The sequence below is a fragment of the Streptomyces sp. NPDC051207 genome (assembly GCF_040682395.1).
Lineage (GTDB): Bacteria > Actinomycetota > Actinomycetes > Streptomycetales > Streptomycetaceae > Streptomyces.
This window is the reverse complement of sequence record NZ_JBFBAX010000005.1, coordinates 240063-257654: the sequence shown is the minus strand read 5'-3', so window position 1 is coordinate 257654 and position 17592 is coordinate 240063. Positions and strand designations below refer to the sequence as shown.

General features: G+C 74.4%; 10 protein-coding genes. 2 read left to right on the top strand and 8 right to left on the bottom strand.

Going from position 1 to position 17592, the window contains the following annotated elements; translation table 11 throughout:
• Positions 1–89 precede the first annotated feature (89 nt).
• The 6 genes from AB0M97_RS08060 to AB0M97_RS08035 form a co-directional block, all read right to left on the bottom strand.
• Positions 90–1730, bottom strand: coding sequence for a serine/threonine-protein kinase (locus tag AB0M97_RS08060; protein ID WP_365959888.1), 1641 nt, complete (start codon positions 1728–1730; stop codon positions 90–92).
• A gap of 61 nt (positions 1731–1791) precedes the next feature.
• Positions 1792–3459 (bottom strand): serine/threonine-protein kinase, encoded by a 1668-nt coding sequence (locus AB0M97_RS08055; protein ID WP_365959887.1) that lies wholly within the window; start codon positions 3457–3459, stop codon positions 1792–1794.
• 205 nt (positions 3460–3664) lie between these two features.
• Positions 3665–4786: a serine/threonine-protein kinase gene (locus AB0M97_RS08050; RefSeq protein WP_365959886.1), complete on the bottom strand. Its 1122-nt coding sequence runs from the start codon at positions 4784–4786 to the stop codon at positions 3665–3667.
• Between the two features lie 95 nt (positions 4787–4881).
• Positions 4882–6729, bottom strand: a complete 1848-nt coding sequence (locus AB0M97_RS08045) for a serine/threonine-protein kinase (protein WP_365959885.1) — start codon at positions 6727–6729, stop codon at positions 4882–4884.
• Positions 6730–6850: 121 nt separating this feature from the next.
• Positions 6851–9256 (bottom strand): protein kinase, encoded by a 2406-nt coding sequence (locus AB0M97_RS08040; protein ID WP_365959884.1) that lies wholly within the window; start codon positions 9254–9256, stop codon positions 6851–6853.
• A 166-nt stretch (positions 9257–9422) separates the two neighbouring features.
• Entirely contained in the window at positions 9423–11438 is a 2016-nt protein-coding gene (locus AB0M97_RS08035) for a serine/threonine-protein kinase (protein WP_365959925.1), read from the bottom strand.
• A 170-nt stretch (positions 11439–11608) separates the two neighbouring features.
• Between AB0M97_RS08035 and AB0M97_RS08030 the strand changes: the two genes are divergently transcribed.
• On the top strand, positions 11609–12703 hold the full coding sequence (locus AB0M97_RS08030) for a serine hydrolase domain-containing protein (protein ID WP_365959883.1): 1095 nt from the start codon (positions 11609–11611) through the stop codon (positions 12701–12703).
• Positions 12704–12956: 253 nt separating this feature from the next.
• Here AB0M97_RS08030 and AB0M97_RS08025 read toward each other — a convergent pair whose 3' ends face one another.
• Positions 12957–14663, bottom strand: coding sequence for a glycerol-3-phosphate dehydrogenase/oxidase (locus AB0M97_RS08025; RefSeq protein ID WP_365959882.1), 1707 nt, complete (start codon positions 14661–14663; stop codon positions 12957–12959).
• Between the two features lie 274 nt (positions 14664–14937).
• On the opposite strand from AB0M97_RS08025, the gene AB0M97_RS08020 reads away from it, so the two are divergent.
• On the top strand, positions 14938–16146 hold the full coding sequence (locus AB0M97_RS08020; protein WP_365959881.1) for a nucleotide sugar dehydrogenase: 1209 nt from the start codon (positions 14938–14940) through the stop codon (positions 16144–16146).
• Positions 16147–16389: 243 nt separating this feature from the next.
• On the opposite strand, the gene AB0M97_RS08015 is transcribed toward AB0M97_RS08020, so the two are convergent.
• Positions 16390–17514 (bottom strand): GuaB3 family IMP dehydrogenase-related protein, encoded by a 1125-nt coding sequence (locus tag AB0M97_RS08015; protein WP_365959880.1) that lies wholly within the window; start codon positions 17512–17514, stop codon positions 16390–16392.
• Positions 17515–17592: the final 78 nt, after the last annotated feature.

The window sequence follows — 17592 nt, the reverse complement described above, 5'->3', positions numbered from 1 at the left end:
CGTCGGTAACAGGGATTCACGGTCCGCTCACATGACGCCAGTGTTCGCTGGCAACAAACGCGCTGATCAGGGCGTTGTTCGGTCGGAAATCAGTCGCTTGCGAACTCGACCCGGTCACGGGCGCCGTGGAACACCGCCGTGCCCTCCTTCTCCGCCTCGGTGCCCCGGGGCATGTCGACGCGCAGCTCGTACAGGCGGCCGTCGCCGGTGCGGATCATCGCCTGCATGATGCGCCGGGGGCGGGTGTCCGGGCCGCAGGCCGTGTCGGCGATGACCGCCTCGTGGCCCCGGACGCGGGTGCGGGTGTACCGGGTCCGCGCCTCGCCGTCACGGCGGTCCCAGGTGCGGTGCGCCTCGCGGGCCTGCTCCAGCGGGGTGCGGGGCGCGCGGTCCCACAGGGAGAGGCGGACCCGTACGGCGCCGCCGCGCTCGTCGTCGTAGAGCGCGACCCGGGGCTGGTCGGTGGTGCTGCCCTCGGTGCCGGACGCGCGGTAGGGGCTCGGCAGCAAGAGCGTGGCGTGCAGGCCCTCGGCCCGGTGCGCGGTCCACGCGCCCCTGCCGGGGGCGGGTCCGGCCGGCGTCCGCTCGGCGGCGGTTCCGCTGCCGGGGCCGGGTCCGGCCGGCGTGCGCTCGGCGGCGGTTCCGCTGCCGGGACCGGCGAAGAGGGCGGCGGACCACAGGCCGGCCAGGAGCAGCAGACCGCCGAGGAAGGCGAAGGGCGCGGTACGCAGCAGGCGACGGCGGCGGGACACGGGGACGGGCGCGCCGACGGTCCCGGCCTGCCCGCCGTCCTCCCATGCCTCCCGCGGGGCAGGCTCCTGGGGTTCCGTCACCGGGGCATCGTTGCCCGCCCCCGGCCCGGCGACCGCCTGCAGGGTCTCGCCGACCTCCTCCGGGTCCGGCCGCTCACCGGGGTCTCGCGCCAAGAGGCGCCCTATCAGCGGCCCGAGCGGTCCCGCGCCCTTCGGCTCGGGCGGGTCGCAGGCGAGGATCGCGGCGAGCGTGGCCTCGGGGGACGCGCGCAGGAACGGGGACGCGCCCTCGACGGCGGCGTACAGCAGGGCGCCCAGGGACCACAGGTCGGAGGCCGGGCCCGCGATCCGGCCGGACACGCGCTCGGGCGCCACGTACTCCAGCGCCCCCGCGAACTCCCCGGCCGCCGTGGGGGATTCCTCGCCGTGCGCGTGGGCGATGCCGAAGTCGGTCAGGACGACCCGGCGGTCGGGTCCGAGCAGCACATTGGCCGGTTTCACGTCCCGGTGGACGATGCCGACGGCGTGCGCCGCGCGCAGGGCACCGAGGACGGCGAGGCCGATGCGGGCGGCCTCCCGGGCGCCGACCGGGCCGCCGCGCAGCACCTCGTGCAGGGACTCGCCGGGCACCAGCTCCATGACGATCCACGGCAGCCCGTCCGGCCCGTCCCCGTCCTCCACGACCACGTCGTCGATGATGACGGCCGCCGGGTGGTCGACCCGGGCGGCGGCGCGGGCCTCGCGGTACAGCCGGTGCGCGGCGCGCCGGTGGGCCTCGTCCTCCGGATCGCCGGGCAACCGGGGCTCCTTGACGGCGACTTCACGTCCGGCGAGTTCGTCGCGGGCCCGCCACACGGTGCCCAGGACGCCGGAGCCGATCCGCTCGGCCAGCCGGTAACGCCCGGCCACCAGCCGCCCCGGGACGCCCGCCCCCGCCAGCCGCCCCTGGACGCCCGCGCCGTCCCCGTCGTAGCTCATGCCCCATCAGTACCCCGCGGGCCGCCCGCTTGTCGACGCGCGCCCTCGCGCCCCGCCGGGCTCAGAGCCTGTCGATGTCCAGGTTCTCGATGGCCGTACTCGCCACCTCGCGGCCCCGCTTGGTGAAGTCGCCCCTGCCCGGGTAGCTGATGGTCAGCTTGTACATGTTCCCGCCGGAGTCCTTGTAGTAGAAGATCTCCAGCGTGCGGGGAAGCGGATTCTCGTTGTCGTCCGTCTCGTACTCGACCGTGCTTCGAGCGGCCTTCTTCCCCTTGTACGTGGTCTCCTGAGTGACCGTCCTGGGGTCCTCGGGCATGTCGAGCCGGTAGTCGCCCCGGTCCTTGAAGGCGGCCTCGTCCTCGTACATCTCCGCGGCGGCCGACTCCGCGATGCCGCCCGTGGTGTCCTCGGACTTCTTGTCCAGGGCCAGGCCGATCCAGAGGCTGCCGCTCGGGTCGGTGTACCTGACCCAGTGGCCGTCGTCCGGGTCCTCGGGCACCTGCCGCACATAGGGAGAGGGCACGGCCAGGGTCGCGCCGAGGGCCTTCTCCTGCTTGTACTTCCAGTCGTCCGGCAGGGGCCCCGCGAACGGGTCCCCGATCACCAGGTACGCCGCCACCGCCGCGGCGACGACCACGGCACCGAGGACGGCCGACGTCCTGCGGCCGACGCGAACGCCGGGTCCGGGCGCACCACCGGGGCCGGGGGCCGCCGCGCCACCGGGGCCGGGGGCCGTGACGAACCGGGTGGGCGCGGGGGCGGGCGGGTTCGCCGCGGCCTCCAGCAGGGCCCGGACCCGGGCCGCGCCGGGGCGGCGGGCCGGGTCCTTCTGCAGCAGGCCGGTGATGGCCTCGCCGAGCGGGCCCTGCGCGGCGGCGGGCGGCGCGGGCGTGGCGTTGAGTACCGACTGGAGCGTGGCCGGCGTGTTGCTGCGGCGGAACGGGGAGACGCCCTCCGTCGCCGCGTACAGCACGACGCCGAGGGACCACAGGTCCGAGGCGGGGCCCGGGCGCTGGCCGAGCACCCGCTCGGGCGCGATGTACTCGGGCGAGCCGACGAAGCCGCCGGTGTCCGTCAGGTTCGTCTCTCCCTCGATCTGGGCGATGCCGAAGTCGGTGAGGACGACCCGGTCGTGGCGGCCGAGCATCACGTTGTCCGGTTTCACGTCCCGGTGCAGGATGCCCGCCGCGTGCGCCGCCTCCAGCGCGCCGAGGACCTCCAGGCCGATCCGGGCCGCCTCGCGCGCGCTCAGCGTGCCCTCCTTGAGCACGTCGCCCAGGGAGCGGCCCTGCACCAGCTCCATCACGATCCACGGCCGGCCCTCCACCACGGCCACGTCGTGCACGTTGACCACGGCCGGGTGGTCGAGCCGCGCCGCGGCCCGTGCCTCGCGGCGCATCCGCTCGAAGGCGTTGGCGCGTTCGCGTTCCGGAAGGTGGTCCGGGACGCGCGGCTCCTTGACGGCGACCTCACGGTCCACGGTCTCGTCCTTGGCCCGCCACACGGTGCCCATGCCGCCGTGGCCGAGCTTCGCCAGCAGCCGGTAGCGACCGCCGATCAGCCGTCCGGCTCCGGGGTCGGGCGCGGGCTCCGGGCGGGGCGGGACGACGTGGGTGGGCGCCGCGTACGGGTTGTCCGGGAGCGGCACCGCCGCCTGCGGGTTCGGCGGTTGCAGCCCGAAACTCGTGGGCTCGTCGGGCCCGTGGTGGGCTCCCCCGTGGTGGTTCATGGCTCCATCCATATCGCGCCGGGTGCCGCCGCATCCACCTGCGGCGGCGTGCGGTCACGGAGTCGTGACGCGACCTGGGGCTTATCTCCCGTTTATGCGCGTACGCGGGGCAGGGAGGGCGTACGGGGCTCAGGTCGTCGCCGGCCACCGGGCACGGGCGCACACGGCTCCGGCCGTCACCGCGCACCGGCATACGGGGCTCAGGTCATCGCCCGCCGGGGCTGACCGGCGACGTGGTGCGCGTCACCGTCACCGTGGCCGTCGGCGTGGCCGTCGGCGTGGCGGTCCGGGTCGTGGTGCCCGGCGCCGGGCTGGTCGGCGTGGCACCCCCGGCGCCGTCGAGGTGTATCAGCAGCGCCGCCGCGGACAGGCCCGCCCCGGCCGTCGCCGCGATCAGCAGCGCGGCGATCAGCACGCCCCGCCGGGGACGCCGCCGCTCCCGCGTCCCGCGCGGCGTCCGGGAGCGGGTGCCGTCGGCCGGGAGCGCGGGCATGCGGCCCGTCTCCCGGAACACCCGCAGCATCCACTCGGCCTGCACCGCCTCCAGCCGCCGCTGCGGATCGCGCTCCAGCAGGCCCCGCACCACGGGCAGGAGCGGCCCGGCCTGCGCGGGCGGGCTGATCTCGCCCGACACCACGGCGTGCAGCACGCCGCCCAGCGAGTCGCGGTGGAACGGCGACTCCCCGCTCATGGCCGCGCACAGCAGCACCCCCAGCGACCACAGGTCGGACGCGGGCCCGGTGCTGACCCCGGCTATCCGCTCCGGCGGCGTGTACTCGGGCGAGCCGACGAAGGAGCCGCTCTCGGTGAGCGTCGTGGCGCCCGGCACCTGGGCGATGCCGAAGTCGGACAGGACGACCCGGTCGGTGCCGTCCTCCAGCAGGACGTTCGCCGGTTTGAGGTCGCGGTGCAGCACACCGGCCTCGTGCGCGGTGCGCAACGCGCTCAGCAGGGCGATGCCGATGCGCGCGGCCTCGGCGGCGTCGACCGGGCCGCGCTCGGCGACGCGGTCGGCGAGCGTGGAGCCGTCGATCAGCTCCATGACGATGTAGGGCCGTTCGTCGTCCTCCACGACGTCGTGCACGACGACGATGTGCGGATGGTGCAACTGGGCGACCGCCCGGGCCTCGCGCAGCGTACGGTCGCGCTGGCGCCGGGCCTCCTCCGCGGTGAGCGTGTCGTCGAACGGGAGCTCCTTGACGGCGACACGCCGGCCGAGCAACTCGTCGGTGGCCCGCCACACCACGCCCATGCCGCCGCGTCCGAGCTTCGCCTCAAGCCGGTACCGTCCCGCGACGATCCGGGCGCCGGCCCCCTCGGTCCCCATGAGCCCATCATGCCCCAACGGACGCACCCCCCTTCGGGCGCCGAAGCGCAGGTGGCCGACAACCGACGCCGCCCCGAACGCCGTTGCGGCACTGCTCAGGACGTTCCCGGCTGCCAGCCCTGGAGAACCGACGTGAACTGCCTGCGGGCCGTCGGCCAGTCCCCGGCGGGCGCGGACAGGTAGAGCGCGTACTCGGTTCCGTCCCGGGCGACGTACGTCTCCTCGATCGCGCGGCGCGGCCCCGGGAAGGGCGTGTCCTTGGCCTGCGCGGTCCAGGTGTACTCCCACAGGGAGCCGGGGCGGTCGCGGTAGACGTTCTTGTGGAGGGTCACGCGCCGGTAGTCGACGAGCCGCTGCACCTGCTGTTCCAGGTCGAGCTGGTGGGCGTACGGGTCGGCGAAGTCCGGCGAGGCGTCCACGGCGATGCGCAGGAAGTGCTCGCCTCCGTCCGGGGTGTAGTCGATCTGCCGGATGCCGCCCTGCGTGTCGAAGACCTCGCGCTTCCAGTCCTCGGGCAGGTAGAGGCTGAATCCCGCGGGGTCGTCGCGGCGGACCCAGGAGGCCGGTACGCCGCCTTCGGGGCGCGGCGACCTGGTGGCGCCGACGCTGGGGCTGGCACTGGGGCTGGGGCGGCTCGGGCTGAGGCTGGGAGTCGGCGACTGGGCCGCCTCGCTGCCCGTCCCGCGGCCCCCGTCCCACTGCCGCAGCACCACGGCGGTGCCGCCGCCGAACAGTGCGGCGAGGACGATCACCAGGGCCGCGGTACGCAGCCGACGGCGCCCCGGCGTGGCCCCGACGGTCCGCCCGTGCCCCGGCGCGCCCGGCGGCCCGACACGGGTGGGACCGGTCCCCGCCCCGTACGACGCGCCGACCGCCGTCCCGTGCCCCGTCCCCGCCACCGTCCCGTACGACGCGCCCGCTCCGGCCCCGTACGCGGCGCCGGTGCCCGGGCCGTACGCGGCACCTGTACCCGCCCCGTACGTGGCACCGGCGGCAGACCCGTACGAGGGCCCGTACGACGCCCCGGACACCCCGGCCGCCCCGGCCACCGGGGCCGCCGGGGCCGTGCGGGGGTCGCCGCCGTACTGCGTCGGCACATGCGCCTGAGCCGCGTCCGGGCGCCGCCCCTGCGCCGCCTCGGCGAGCATCCGCTCGGTGGCCGACGCGTCGGGACGGGTGGCCGGATCCTTGCGCAGCAGGGCCGTGATGACGGGCGCGAGCGGCCCGGCGCGGTGCGCCTCGGCCGGTTCGTCGTCCACGACCGCCTGCATGGTGCTCAGCGGTGAGGTGCGCCGGAACGGCGACCTGCCCTCCACCGCCGCGTAGAGCGTCGCGCCGAGCGCCCACAGGTCGGAGGCGGGCCCCGGGTCGTGGCCGCGCACCCGCTCGGGCGGCAGGAAGTCGACCGAGCCGACCACCTCGCCGGTCCGGGTGATCGTGGTGTCGCCGTCGATCTGGGCGATGCCGAAGTCGGTGAGCAGGACCCGTCCGTCGTGCCCGAGGAGGACGTTGCCGGGTTTCACGTCACGGTGCAGGACACCGGCGGTGTGCGCGGCGCGCAGGGCGCGCAGCACCCACAGGCCGATGCGGGCCGCCTCGCGCGGCTCCACGCCGCCCTCGTCCCGGACGGCGTCGGCCAGCGAACGGCCCTCGACCAGCTCCATCACGATCCACGGCCGGCCGTCGTGTTCGAGCACGTCGTGGACGGTGACGACGGCCGAGTGGTTGATGCGCGCGGCGGCCCGCGCCTCGGCCCGGGTGCGGGCCAACAGGATGCCCCGCTCGCTCTCGGAGACGTAGAGGGCGGCGGTCAGTTCCTTGACGGCGACGGACCGGTTCAGCACCTCGTCGTGGGCGCGCCACACCCGGCCCGTGCCACCGCTGCCGATGGCGCTGCCGAGCCGGTAGCGGCCCGCGAGGAGCAGGCCCTGCGTCTGATTCACGTTTCCCCGCAATGCTTTTGACAGGGCCAGCGTAGGGACCGGCCCGCACCCGGGGAACCGGGGCGACACCAAGGTGACCGCACTGTGACGGTTGTCGCTCCCCGTGACGAACGGCGGCGGCTCAGCCCGTGACCTGGTACGTCGCCGACGCCTGCTCGAACAGCCGCGTCACTTCGTCCCGTTCCGCCTCGGGGCCGCGCACCTGCACCACGTGGTAGCGCCCGTCGACCAGCATCGCCAGGTTGCGCACGTACAGTTCACGCCCGTCGTCCCCGGTCCAGGTGAACTGCCCCTCGGCCATGGACCGTCCGCCCACCTCGATGGTCTTCAGCCCGGTCGACGTGGCCCAGCTGGAGTCCCGGAACGGCTGCAACTCCCGCTCGTCCTCCCGCTGGTACGCCATCGGGTCGCTGCCGTACTCGTCCGCGCTGTCCCGGCCCGGCACGACGATGAGCTGGAACGCACCGTGCGCGTAGACGACTTGGCCGCGGCCGTTGACAGCGGTGCGCTCCCAGCCCTCGGCCACGGCGACGCGGAAGCCCTCCGGGTCCTTGCGCAGGGTGAAGCCGTCGGCGACGTCGGGGCCGTCGGTGGTCTGCGTCTCGGCCGCCCCGTCCGACGGGTCGTCGTCCGGTCCTGCCGGCGTCCGGTCGGAGCCCGGCTCACCGCCGGTGTCCGGGGACTGCTCGGGCGCCTGGCCGACCTGGCCCGCGGAACCGGCACGGTCGGTGCCGTCCCCGCCCGTGGCTCCCGACTTCGGCATGAACAGCACGGCGTACGCGATCGCCCCGGCGACCGCGAGCAGTATCAGCACCAGCAGCATGCGGCCCAGGTTGCGCGGCGATCCCTGCTCCTGCCTGGCCCGCTTGTGCCGCCCTTGATGCACCGGCAGCCCGGCGCGCCGCCTGCGCACCAGCTCGCCGCGCCGGCGTACGACCGGCAGCCGGCGGGTGTCGACGGGCGGCGCGGCGATGACGTGCAGACCGGCCTCCGGCTCGGGCGCCGAACGCACCAGCGACCGCAGCCAGCCGCCCAGTTCCTCGAAGTCGATCCGCTCGGTGGGGTCCTGCCGCAGCAGCGACTCCACGACCGGCCGCAGCGGACCGCACTCCTCCGCGTACGCGGGCGGCTCGGCGCACACCAACTGCACCAGCTCGGCCGTCGAGTCCTCCGGGTAGGGCGCATGCCCCTGAACGGCGCGGAAGAGCAGCGCGCCGAGCGCCCACAGGTCGGTCGCGGGGCCGATGGGCGCGGCCAGCTGCCAGTTCTCGTGCACGGGCCCGGCCTGCTCGGGCGCCCACCGCTCGGTCACCGGCCCGACCACGGCCATCCGCGCCTGCCGCGCCCGCTCGGCGGCCAACGCGGTGGCGGGCCCACGGCGGGGGGCGGGCGCCCCGGCGACCAGGTCGTCCCAGCGGGCCGACGCACCGCCCTCGGCCGCGGGCACCCCGGCCCGCGCGGAGAGGTCCGCGCCCGCCTGCCCCGACGGCAGGTACGGCGAGGAGGTACCGGGCAGCGGCGAGGAGGCGCCCGGGGGTACCGGGCCGTCGAGGGCCGGGCGGCCCGCGCCGGGAGTCGTGGTGTCGGAGGCCGGACGAGTGCCGGGCAGGGCCGTCCGGCCGTTCTGCGCCTCGTGGATGCGGGCCGCCGCCCGCGCCCCCGCGCGGTACGCCGCGATCGCCCCGGCCCGCGCCGCCCGGATCTCGGCGGTGGGATCGACGGGAGTGCGGGACAGCCCGGCCGGACCGGCACCGGCCGCCTCCACCCCGGCGGCCGGCAGCCCACGGGCCGAACGCGCCTCGATGGCGGCCCGCCGCGCGGCCTCGGGATCGACGGCCCCGGCGACCGTCCCCGCGGGTCTCGGCAGCTCGGCGGTGTCCGCCGCGCCGCCGCGGGTCTCCTCGTCCGGGTCGTGCGGCACCGGGTCGTAGCCGCACAGCGCTTCCTCGGCCGCCCCGGCCGCCAGGCCGGTCAGCATCACGCGGCCGTCGTCGCAGACCAGCACCGTGCGCGCGGTGAGGTTCCGGTGCACCCAGCCGTGGCCGTGCAGCACCCGCAGCGCCATCAGGATGTCGGAGGCGATCTCGGCCGCCCGGTACGGGGTCAGCGGCTTCTCGGCGAGCAGCGCCGCCAAGGGCCGCGCGGCCACCAGCTCACTGACGATCCACAGCGAACCGCCCTCGGCGAACACGTCGAAGACCTGGTCGAGCCGCGGATGGTCGGGTATGCGGGCCGCGGCCTGCGCCGCCTCCACGGCACGCCGCACGACCGGGTCGGCGGGCCGCCGCGGCCCGGGGCGCGCGCCGGGGCGCCGGGCCGCGCCGTCGCGCGCGGTGAAACCGTCGGGCAGGCCTTCCGCGTCGAGCACCTCGGCCTCGACGACCTCCGGCAACGGCACCTGTCTGACGAGGACTTCCTGCCCGCTGTAGGTGTCGAAGGCCCGGGACTCGGTCAGTTCGTACTCGTCGGACGGCGGCAGCGGCAGGCGGTAGCGGTCGGCGAGCACCCGACCCGCGTAGTCGTCCACGTTGCCTCCCCCGGCTGGCCGGTCGGTCCGGTCCGGTCGGTCGAATTCGTTCGCCCCGCGTCCCGTTCTGGATGCGTACGGTCCGCAGCCATTCACGATACGTGCCGGAGGCAACCCGCAAAGAGCGGATGCCACATCTCACGCTTCCAAACCGGGACCGTTCACCTCACGATGCGGGTTCAAACGTCTTCGTCAGCGTCCGCCAGGTGCCCGCGCGCAGATCACCGTCCCAGTTCGCGGCCTTCGCCGTGTACATCAGCGCGTACCCGAGTTGCCCGTTGACGACGAAACCCCGGTCGATCGTCCGGTACTTGGTGCCGCCCTCCACATAGGTGAACTCCCAGTCGGCCGCGTTCCAGTCGCGGTAGTCCACCTTCGCTATGCGGATCCTCTGGTACTGCTCGCGGACCATGTACCGCTCCTGGTTCCGCCAGTCCGCGACCGGGTCGTCCTTCGGCGTGGACGTCCAGGCGACGAGCAGCCGCTGCCCGCGCGGCCCGGTGAACCGGTCCCCGGCCGCACTGCTGGACTGGAACCTCCAGCCCTCCGGCAGCCCGATCGCGTACCCCTGACGGCTCTCGTGCGTCGAGACCGCCGGCGCGGCACCGCCGGACGAGCCTCCCGCCCCGGCCGACCGGCTGGCCCCGGCACTGGGCGACCCCGAGCCCGTCGCACCGCCCTTCGACCCACTCGTCGAGCCTGGGCTCGCGGACTCCTTGGCGTCCCCGTCCTCCCGGGCACCGCCCTCCTTGTCCCTGCCCTCCTCGGTGTCACCGCTCTGCGCCGCGCTGGCGGCCGGCTTGCCACCGCCCTTCGCCCCGCCGGAGGCGTCACCGTCACCGAGGGTGAGCGTGAGTACGGTGCCCAGCACGGCGAGCACCACGACCACCGCGATGGCGATCAGCGTCCGCCGCGGCACCACGTCGGTGAGCGACGCCTTCGGCGCGGGCCTGGCCGGCAGATCCGGCGGCGACATCACGGGCCACCCCGAACTCCGCCCCTCGGAGGCGGCGTTGACCCCACCGGCGGACGCGCCGGCACCGGCCGGCGCACCGGACGCCCGCGTCTCGCCCATTCCGCCGACGGCCTCACCCGGGGCCTCGGACGGCGAACCGGCCGCGCCGCCCGAGGACTTGCCGTCCGCCGCGGCGGCCGCGGCGCCCGCGCCGGCGGCCCTGCGCACCGACCGCAGCGCACCGCGCAGCCGCTCGGCGGCGTCCTCACCGCGGCGGCTCCCGGACCCCGCCGGGTCCCCGCTCCCTCCGCGCCGGTCGGGCTGCTCGGGCAGCGGCACGACCTTGGTCGCGGCCAGCTCGGACCGGCTCACCGCGGGCCCGTTGATGACCGCGGTGAGCATCGCCCGCGCACCCGTGTCGTCGAGCCGCTTGGCCGGGTCCTTGGTGAGCAGACCGTAGATGACGTCCCTCAGCGGCCCCGCGTTCTTCGGCTCCTCCAGCGGCTCGGTCATCACGGCCGTGAGCGTCGCGATCGCGGACCCCTTGTCGTACGGCGGCGTGCCCTCCACCGCCGCGTACAGCAGCCCGCCGAGCGACCACAGGTCGGCCGCCGGCCCCGGATTGTGCCCGCGGGCGCGCTCCGGGGAGATGTAGGAGGGCGCGCCGACGAGCATGCCGGTCGAGGTGATGGACGGGTCGCCCTCGACCTGCGCGATGCCGAAGTCGGTGAGCACGACCCGGCCGTCCTCGGCGATCAGCACGTTCGACGGTTTCACGTCGCGGTGCAGGATGCCCTCACGGTGCGCGGACCGCAGGACGTCCAGGACGGCGAGGCCCACCTCGGCGGCGCGCTTCGGCTCCAGCACGCCGTCCTCCCGGATGACCTCGGCGAGCGACTTGCCCTCGACCAGCTCCATCACGATCCACGGCCGGTCGTCCTCCTGGACGACGTCGAAGACCGTGACGGCGCTGCTGTTGCGGATCCGCGCGATGGCCTTGGCCTCGCGCAGCGTCCGTGTGATCAGGCGCCGCTTCTCCTCCTCGTCGATGCTCGACGGGAACCGCAGCTCCTTGACGGCGACCGTCCGTCCCAGAGTCTCGTCCTCGGCACGCCACACCGTCCCCATGCCACCGCGGCCGAGCACATCTCCCAGCCGGTACCGCCCGGCGAGGAGACGTGCGCTCTTGTCCTGACGGGATGTCCCCGCCCGCTCCGCCTCCGACATGCGTCCCCTCATGCAACCCGCCCTGACAGAGACTTCATTGTCTCTCACCCGGCAAGTGCCGGGCGCTCAGGGTGCCTCTGACGGCCGGTTCACTCCCGTACGGCCGGGACCCGGACGGAACCCTCCCTTCCGCGATCTGCATCATGGGGCCGCGACAAGGGAGGACCGTGATGCAGACGCTTCGGACGCTACTGGCCCTCCCCGTGGCCGCACTGCTGCTCGCCCTGGCCCCGTCCGGCACGTCGGCGCTCACCGCCCCGTCCCCGAAGACGGTCCTTCCGCTGCTGGTGACGCGGGGCAAAGCGCCCGCCGCCGCCCTGCTCGCCGTGTCGGAAAGCGGCAGCCGCTACGCCCAGTCCGGGCCGGGTGTCTCCCGCGCCCACCACTTCCGCGCCGGCAGCATCACGAAGACCTTCATCGCGGTCGTGGTCCTCCAGCTGGCGGCCGAGCGGCGCCTGTCGCTGTCCGACACGGTGGAGCGGCACCTGCCGGGCCTGGTGCGCGGAGCGGGCAACGACGGCCGCGCGCTGACCCTGCGCGCCCTGCTCAACCACACCAGCGGCCTGTACGACTTCACCGCCGACTCCAGCGGCAGCGCCCCGGTCACGCCCCATCAGGCCATACGCATCGCACTCACCCACCCTCCGGCCTCCCCCGGCCGCTACGCGTACTCGAACACCAACTACGTCCTGCTCGGTCTCGTCATCGAGCGGGTCACCGGCCGCTCGTACGCCGCCGAGGCCGAACACCGCCTCATCGCTCCGCTGGGTCTGACCGGCACCTCCTTTCCCGGTTCCCGCACCTCACTGCCCGCCCCGCACGGCCGCGCCTACGCCGCGGACGGGACCGACGTCACCGATCTCGACCCGCGGGTGGCGGGTGCCGCGGGTGAGATCGTCACGACGCTCGCCGACCTGGGCCGCTTCTACTCGGCCCTGCTGCGCGGCGAACTGCTGCCCCCGCGCCGGCTGCGCGAGATGCTCGACACCCGTGCCGCACACGGCTCGTACGGCATGGGGCTGTTCCCCGTGAAGCTGCCGTGCGGGGTCACGGTGTGGGGGCACAACGGGCGCATCTCCGGCAGCTACGTGCGCACCGCGGCCACCGTCGACGGGCGTCATGTCCTCACCTTCCGGGTGAACACGACGGCGATCGCGGAACCCGGTCTCGAACTCCGCCTGCTCGCGGCCGAGTTCTGTCCTCGCCATCAGTGGAACGAACGGGCCTCGAACGCAGATCCCCATTCTCGCCGCTCGATCGGGTGACTTCGGACGGCGGTGCGCGGACCTCGTTGCCGTCCGGCGCCCCTCCGGACGTGCCACGTCGGGCGCCCCTCACCGAAATCCGCTGCCGGGACCGCACCCGTTACCAGGACCGGCACCGGACCCGTTACCGGGACCGGGACCGCCTCCGCTGCCGGGACCGCACCCGCTACCGGGACCGCACCCGCTACCGTGACCCCCTGCCGTGACAGGCCGCCGCCCGCGGCCCCGCTGCGGCCCGGCCCCGACCCGCCTCTCACAGCGGCACTATGTCCGGCGCCCCCAGCCGTGCCGCGTCCGCCGTCAGGTCGTCCGGCTGGCGCTGGGACTCCCGCTCGGCCTCCACCCGCTTCTCGTAGTGCCGGACCTCGCGCTCGATCTGGTCCTTGTCCCAGCCCAGCACCGGCGCCATCAGTTCCGCGGCCTCGCGGGCGGTGCGCGTGCCCCGGTCGAAGGTCTCGATCGAGATGCGGGTGCGCCGGGTCAGCACGTCGTCCAGGTGGCGGGCGCCCTCGTGCGAGGCGGCGTAGACGATCTCGGCGCGCAGATAGTCGTCGGCCGCCGGCAGCGGCTCGCCCAGGGAGGGGTCCTCGGCGATGAGGTCGAGGAGTTCCTCGATCAGCGATCCGTACCGGTTCAGCAGGTGTTCCACGCGCACCACGTGGAGTCCGGTGCGGGCCGCTGTCCGCGCTCGCGCGTTCCACAGCGCCGGGTATCCCTCGGCGCCGAGCAGCGGGACGTCCTCGGTGACGCATTCGGCGACGCGCATGTCCAGCCCGTGCACGGCCTCGTCCACCGCGTCCTTGGCCATCACCCGGTACGTCGTGTACTTGCCGCCCGCGACGACGACCAGGCCCGGCGCGGGGTGCGCCACGGTGTGCTCGCGGGACAGCTTGCTGGTGGCGTCGGACTCGCCGGCGAGCAGCGGCCGCAGGCCCGCGTACACCCCCTGGACGTCGTCCCGGGTGAGCGGCACCGCCAGGACCGAGTTCACGTGCTCCAGCAGGTAGTCGATGTCCGCGCTGGACGCGGCCGGGTGCGCCTTGTCGAGGTCCCAGTCGGTGTCGGTGGTGCCGATGATCCAGTGCCGGCCCCACGGGATGACGAACAGCACGGACTTCTCGGTGCGCAGGATCAGCCCGGTGGAGGAGCTGATGCGGTCCCGGGGGACGACCAGGTGGATGCCCTTGGAGGCGCGGACGTGGAACTGGCCCCGCTCCCCGACCATCGCCTGCGTGTCGTCGGTCCACACGCCCGTGGCGTTGACGATCTGCTTGGCGCGGATCTCGTACTCGCCGCCCGCCTCGACGTCCTGCACGCGCGCGCCGACGACCCGCCCGCCCTCGCGCAGGAATCCGGTCACGCGCGCGCGGTTGGCGACCTTCGCGCCGTACGCCGCGGCCGTGCGCACCAGTGTCGCCACGTAACGCGCGTCGTCCATCTGGGCGTCGTAGTACTGCAGGGCCCCGACCAGCGCGTCCTTCTTCAAGCAGGGGGCCACGCGCAGGGCGTGACGGCGGCTCAGGTGCCGGTGCACGGGCAGGCCCCGCCCGTGCCCGCGGGCCATCGACATGGCGTCGTAGAGCGCGACGCCCGACCCGGCGTACAGTCGCTCCCAGCCGCGGTGCTCCAGCGGGTAGAGGAACGGCACCGGTTTGACCAGGTGCGGGGCGAGCCGCTCCAGGAGCAGGCCGCGCTCCTTCAGCGCCTCCCGTACGAGCGCGAAGTCGAGCATCTCCAGATAGCGCAGGCCTCCGTGGATGAGCTTGCTGGACCGGCTGGAGGTGCCCGACGCCCAGTCGCGTGCCTCGACCAGTCCCGTGGACAGGCCGCGGGTCACGGCGTCGAGGGCGGTGCCCGCGCCCACCACACCTGCGCCCACGACCAGCACGTCCAGCTCGCGCTCGGCCATGGCCGCGAGTGACTCGGCGCGCTGCGCCGGTCCCAGTGTCGCTGTCCTCACCGCTGCCTCCCGCTCGTCAGTCGCGTAGGCCGCACCCGTCGGGCGAAGCCCGGTTCGAACCCCCCATGCCCAAATTCTGACCGCCTTGCCCAACTTCAGCCACCACTCGCCCCCGCCCTGTGGACAACGCTCACAGAAACATCCGACGAGACTCGACCGACCAATCCCGCATACCGGTCATATTTACCCCTAGTCTGACATTGCGCTCGCTCGACCAGTCCACAGGGCTTGCGCACCTGTCCCGCTTCGGTTACTGGGAAGGACGGCCCACGTCATGCCCGCAGATCTCGCCGTCATCGGACTCGGCCCGTACGGCCTGCCCCTGGCCCAGGCCGCCGTCGCCGCCGGCATCCCCACGCTCGGCTACCGGACCGGTCCCGAGTCCGGCTCGCTCAGCCCCGCCGAGCTGCGCAGGATGCTCGCGGGCGGCTTCCGCACCGCGGCGGGCCCGGCCGAGCTGGGCCGCGTCCGCACCGCCGTCATCTGCGCGCCCACGCCGCGTGGCGCGGACGGGGGGCTCGACCTCGGCCAGGTGGAGACCGCCGCCCGCACCCTCGCGGGCCGCCTGCGTCCGCACACCACGGTGATCCTGGAGTCCCCCGTGCCCCCCGGCACCACCGAGGACTTCCTGCGGGGTCTCCTGGAAGAGGGCTCCGGGCTGTGCGCCGGCCGCGACTTCCACCTCGCCTACTCCCCCAGCCGCGTCGACCCCGGCAACCGCGACTTCACGCCCGGCAACACGCCCAAGGTCATCGGGGGCCTCACGCCCGCGTGCACGGAGTCGGCCGCCGCGTTCTACGGCCGGCTCACCGACAAGGTGGTACGCGCGCGTGGACCACGCGAGGCCGAGACCGTGCAGCTCCTGGAAACCAACTTCCGGCATGTCAACATCGCCCTGGTCAACGAGATGGCCGTGCTCTGCCACGACCTCGGCGTCGACCTGTGGGACGTCATCCGCTGCGCCGAGACCAAGCCGTTCGGCTTCCAGGCGTTCCGCCCCGGACCCGGCGTCGGCGGCCACGCCGTGCCCCAGGACCTCGCCGGACACGCCGTACGCACCCTGCGCATGGTCGAGCTGGCCCAGCAGGTCAACCACCAGATGCCCCGGTACGTCGTGCAGCGCGCCGCCGCCCTCCTCAACGAGCACGGCAAGTCGGCCCGCGGCGCGCGCGTGCTGCTCCTCGGCGTCACCTACAAGGCGGACCTCGCCGACCAGCAGGCCACCCCGGCCCAGGAGATCGCGATCCGCCTGATGGAACTCGGCGCGCAGGTGAGCTACCACGACCCGCACGTCCCGTCCTGGCACATTCTGGACCGCCCGGTCCCGCGCGCCGACTCCCTCTACGAGGCGGCAGCCGACGCCGACCTGACGATCCTGCTCCAGCAGCACCGCACGTACGACCTGCAGGGCCTGTCGGTGAAGGCGCAGCTCCTCCTGGACACGCGGGGGGCCACACCCACGGGGGCGGCGCACCGGCTGTGAGGGGGCGCCCGCCACTCGGCGCGCTCCGGGAGCCGCCGGCACGGGACATCCGGCACCGGTGCCGTTGAACCAGGCGGAGCCCACCGCTGAGGCCACTGCGGCAGGCTCCAGAACGAGTGGGCTTGCGGTGACGCCCCACGGGTGCGCCCCCCTCCCCGTGCCGCACGCCCCCAAGCCACGCAAAAGGGCCCGGACCACCCCCTGGTCCAGGCCCTTCCCACTCGAGCGGGGCGCAGCGTCAGCTCACCGCTTGTGCTGTGCGTCCGCCACCGTCACCTCGACCCGCTGGAACTCCTTCAGCTCGCTGTAGCCGGTCGTGGCCATGGCACGGCGCAGGGCACCGAAGAGGTTCATCGAGCCGTCCGGGGTGTGGGAGGGGCCGGTGAGGATCTCCTCCAGCGTGCCGACCGTGCCCAGGTCGACCTTCTTGCCGCGCGGCAGTTCCTCGTTGACCGCCTCCATGCCCCAGTGGTGGCCCTTGCCCGGGCCGTCCGTCGCGCGGGCGAGCGGGGAGCCCATCATCACCGCGTCGGCGCCGCAGGCGATCGCCTTGGGCAGGTCGCCGGACCAGCCGACACCGCCGTCCGCGATCACGTGCACGTACCGGCCGCCGGACTCGTCCATGTAGTCACGCCGGGCCGCCGCCACGTCGGCCACCGCCGTCGCCATCGGCACCTGGATGCCCAGGACGTTGCGCGTGGTGTGCGCGGCGCCGCCGCCGAAGCCGACCAGGACGCCCGCCGCGCCGGTGCGCATCAGGTGCAGGGCCGCCGTGTACGTGGCGCAGCCGCCGACGATCACCGGGACGTCGAGCTCGTAGATGAACTGCTTCAGGTTGAGCGGCTCGTGCGAGGAGGAGACGTGCTCCGCCGACACCGTGGTGCCGCGGATGACGAAGATGTCCACGCCCGCGTCCACGACGGCCTTGGAGAACTGCGCCGTGCGCTGCGGGGAGAGCGCCGCCGCGGTGACCACGCCCGAGTCGCGCACCTCCTTGATCCGCTGCCCGATCAGCTCCTCCTTGATCGGAGCGGCGTAGATCTCCTGGAGGCGGCGGGTGGCGGCCTCGACGGGCAGCCCGGCGATCTCGTCCAGCAGCGGCTGCGGGTCCTCGTACCGCGTCCACAGGCCCTCGAGGTTCAGCACGCCGAGGCCGCCGAGCTCGCCGATGCGGATCGCGGTGGCCGGGGAGACGACCGAGTCCATGGGGGCGGCCAGGAACGGCAGCTCGAAGCGGTAGGCGTCGATCTGCCAGGCGATCGAGACCTCCTTCGGGTCCCGCGTACGGCGGCTGGGGACGACGGCGATGTCGTCGAAGGCGTACGCCCGGCGGCCGCGCTTGCCGCGCCCGATCTCGATCTCAGTCACGTCTGTGGCCTTTCCCTGTTGCGTTTCAGCGCCTTCCAGTATCCCTGACCGGTCCGCGGGCGCCGCCCGGACGTACGA

What these genes read in the sequence shown, in the direction of transcription:
- AB0M97_RS08060 (WP_365959888.1), bottom strand. Translation starts at nt 1,730, where the DNA reads ATGAGCTACGACGGGGACGGCGCGGGCGTCCAGGGGCGGCTGGCGGGG.
- AB0M97_RS08055 (WP_365959887.1), bottom strand. Translation starts at nt 3,459, where the DNA reads ATGAACCACCACGGGGGAGCCCACCACGGGCCCGACGAGCCCACGAGT.
- AB0M97_RS08050 (WP_365959886.1), bottom strand. Translation starts at nt 4,786, where the DNA reads ATGGGGACCGAGGGGGCCGGCGCCCGGATCGTCGCGGGACGGTACCGG.
- AB0M97_RS08035 (WP_365959925.1), bottom strand. Translation starts at nt 11,438, where the DNA reads ATGTCGGAGGCGGAGCGGGCGGGGACATCCCGTCAGGACAAGAGCGCA.
- AB0M97_RS08030 (WP_365959883.1), top strand. Translation starts at nt 11,609, where the DNA reads ATGCAGACGCTTCGGACGCTACTGGCCCTCCCCGTGGCCGCACTGCTG.
- AB0M97_RS08020 (WP_365959881.1), top strand. Translation starts at nt 14,938, where the DNA reads ATGCCCGCAGATCTCGCCGTCATCGGACTCGGCCCGTACGGCCTGCCC.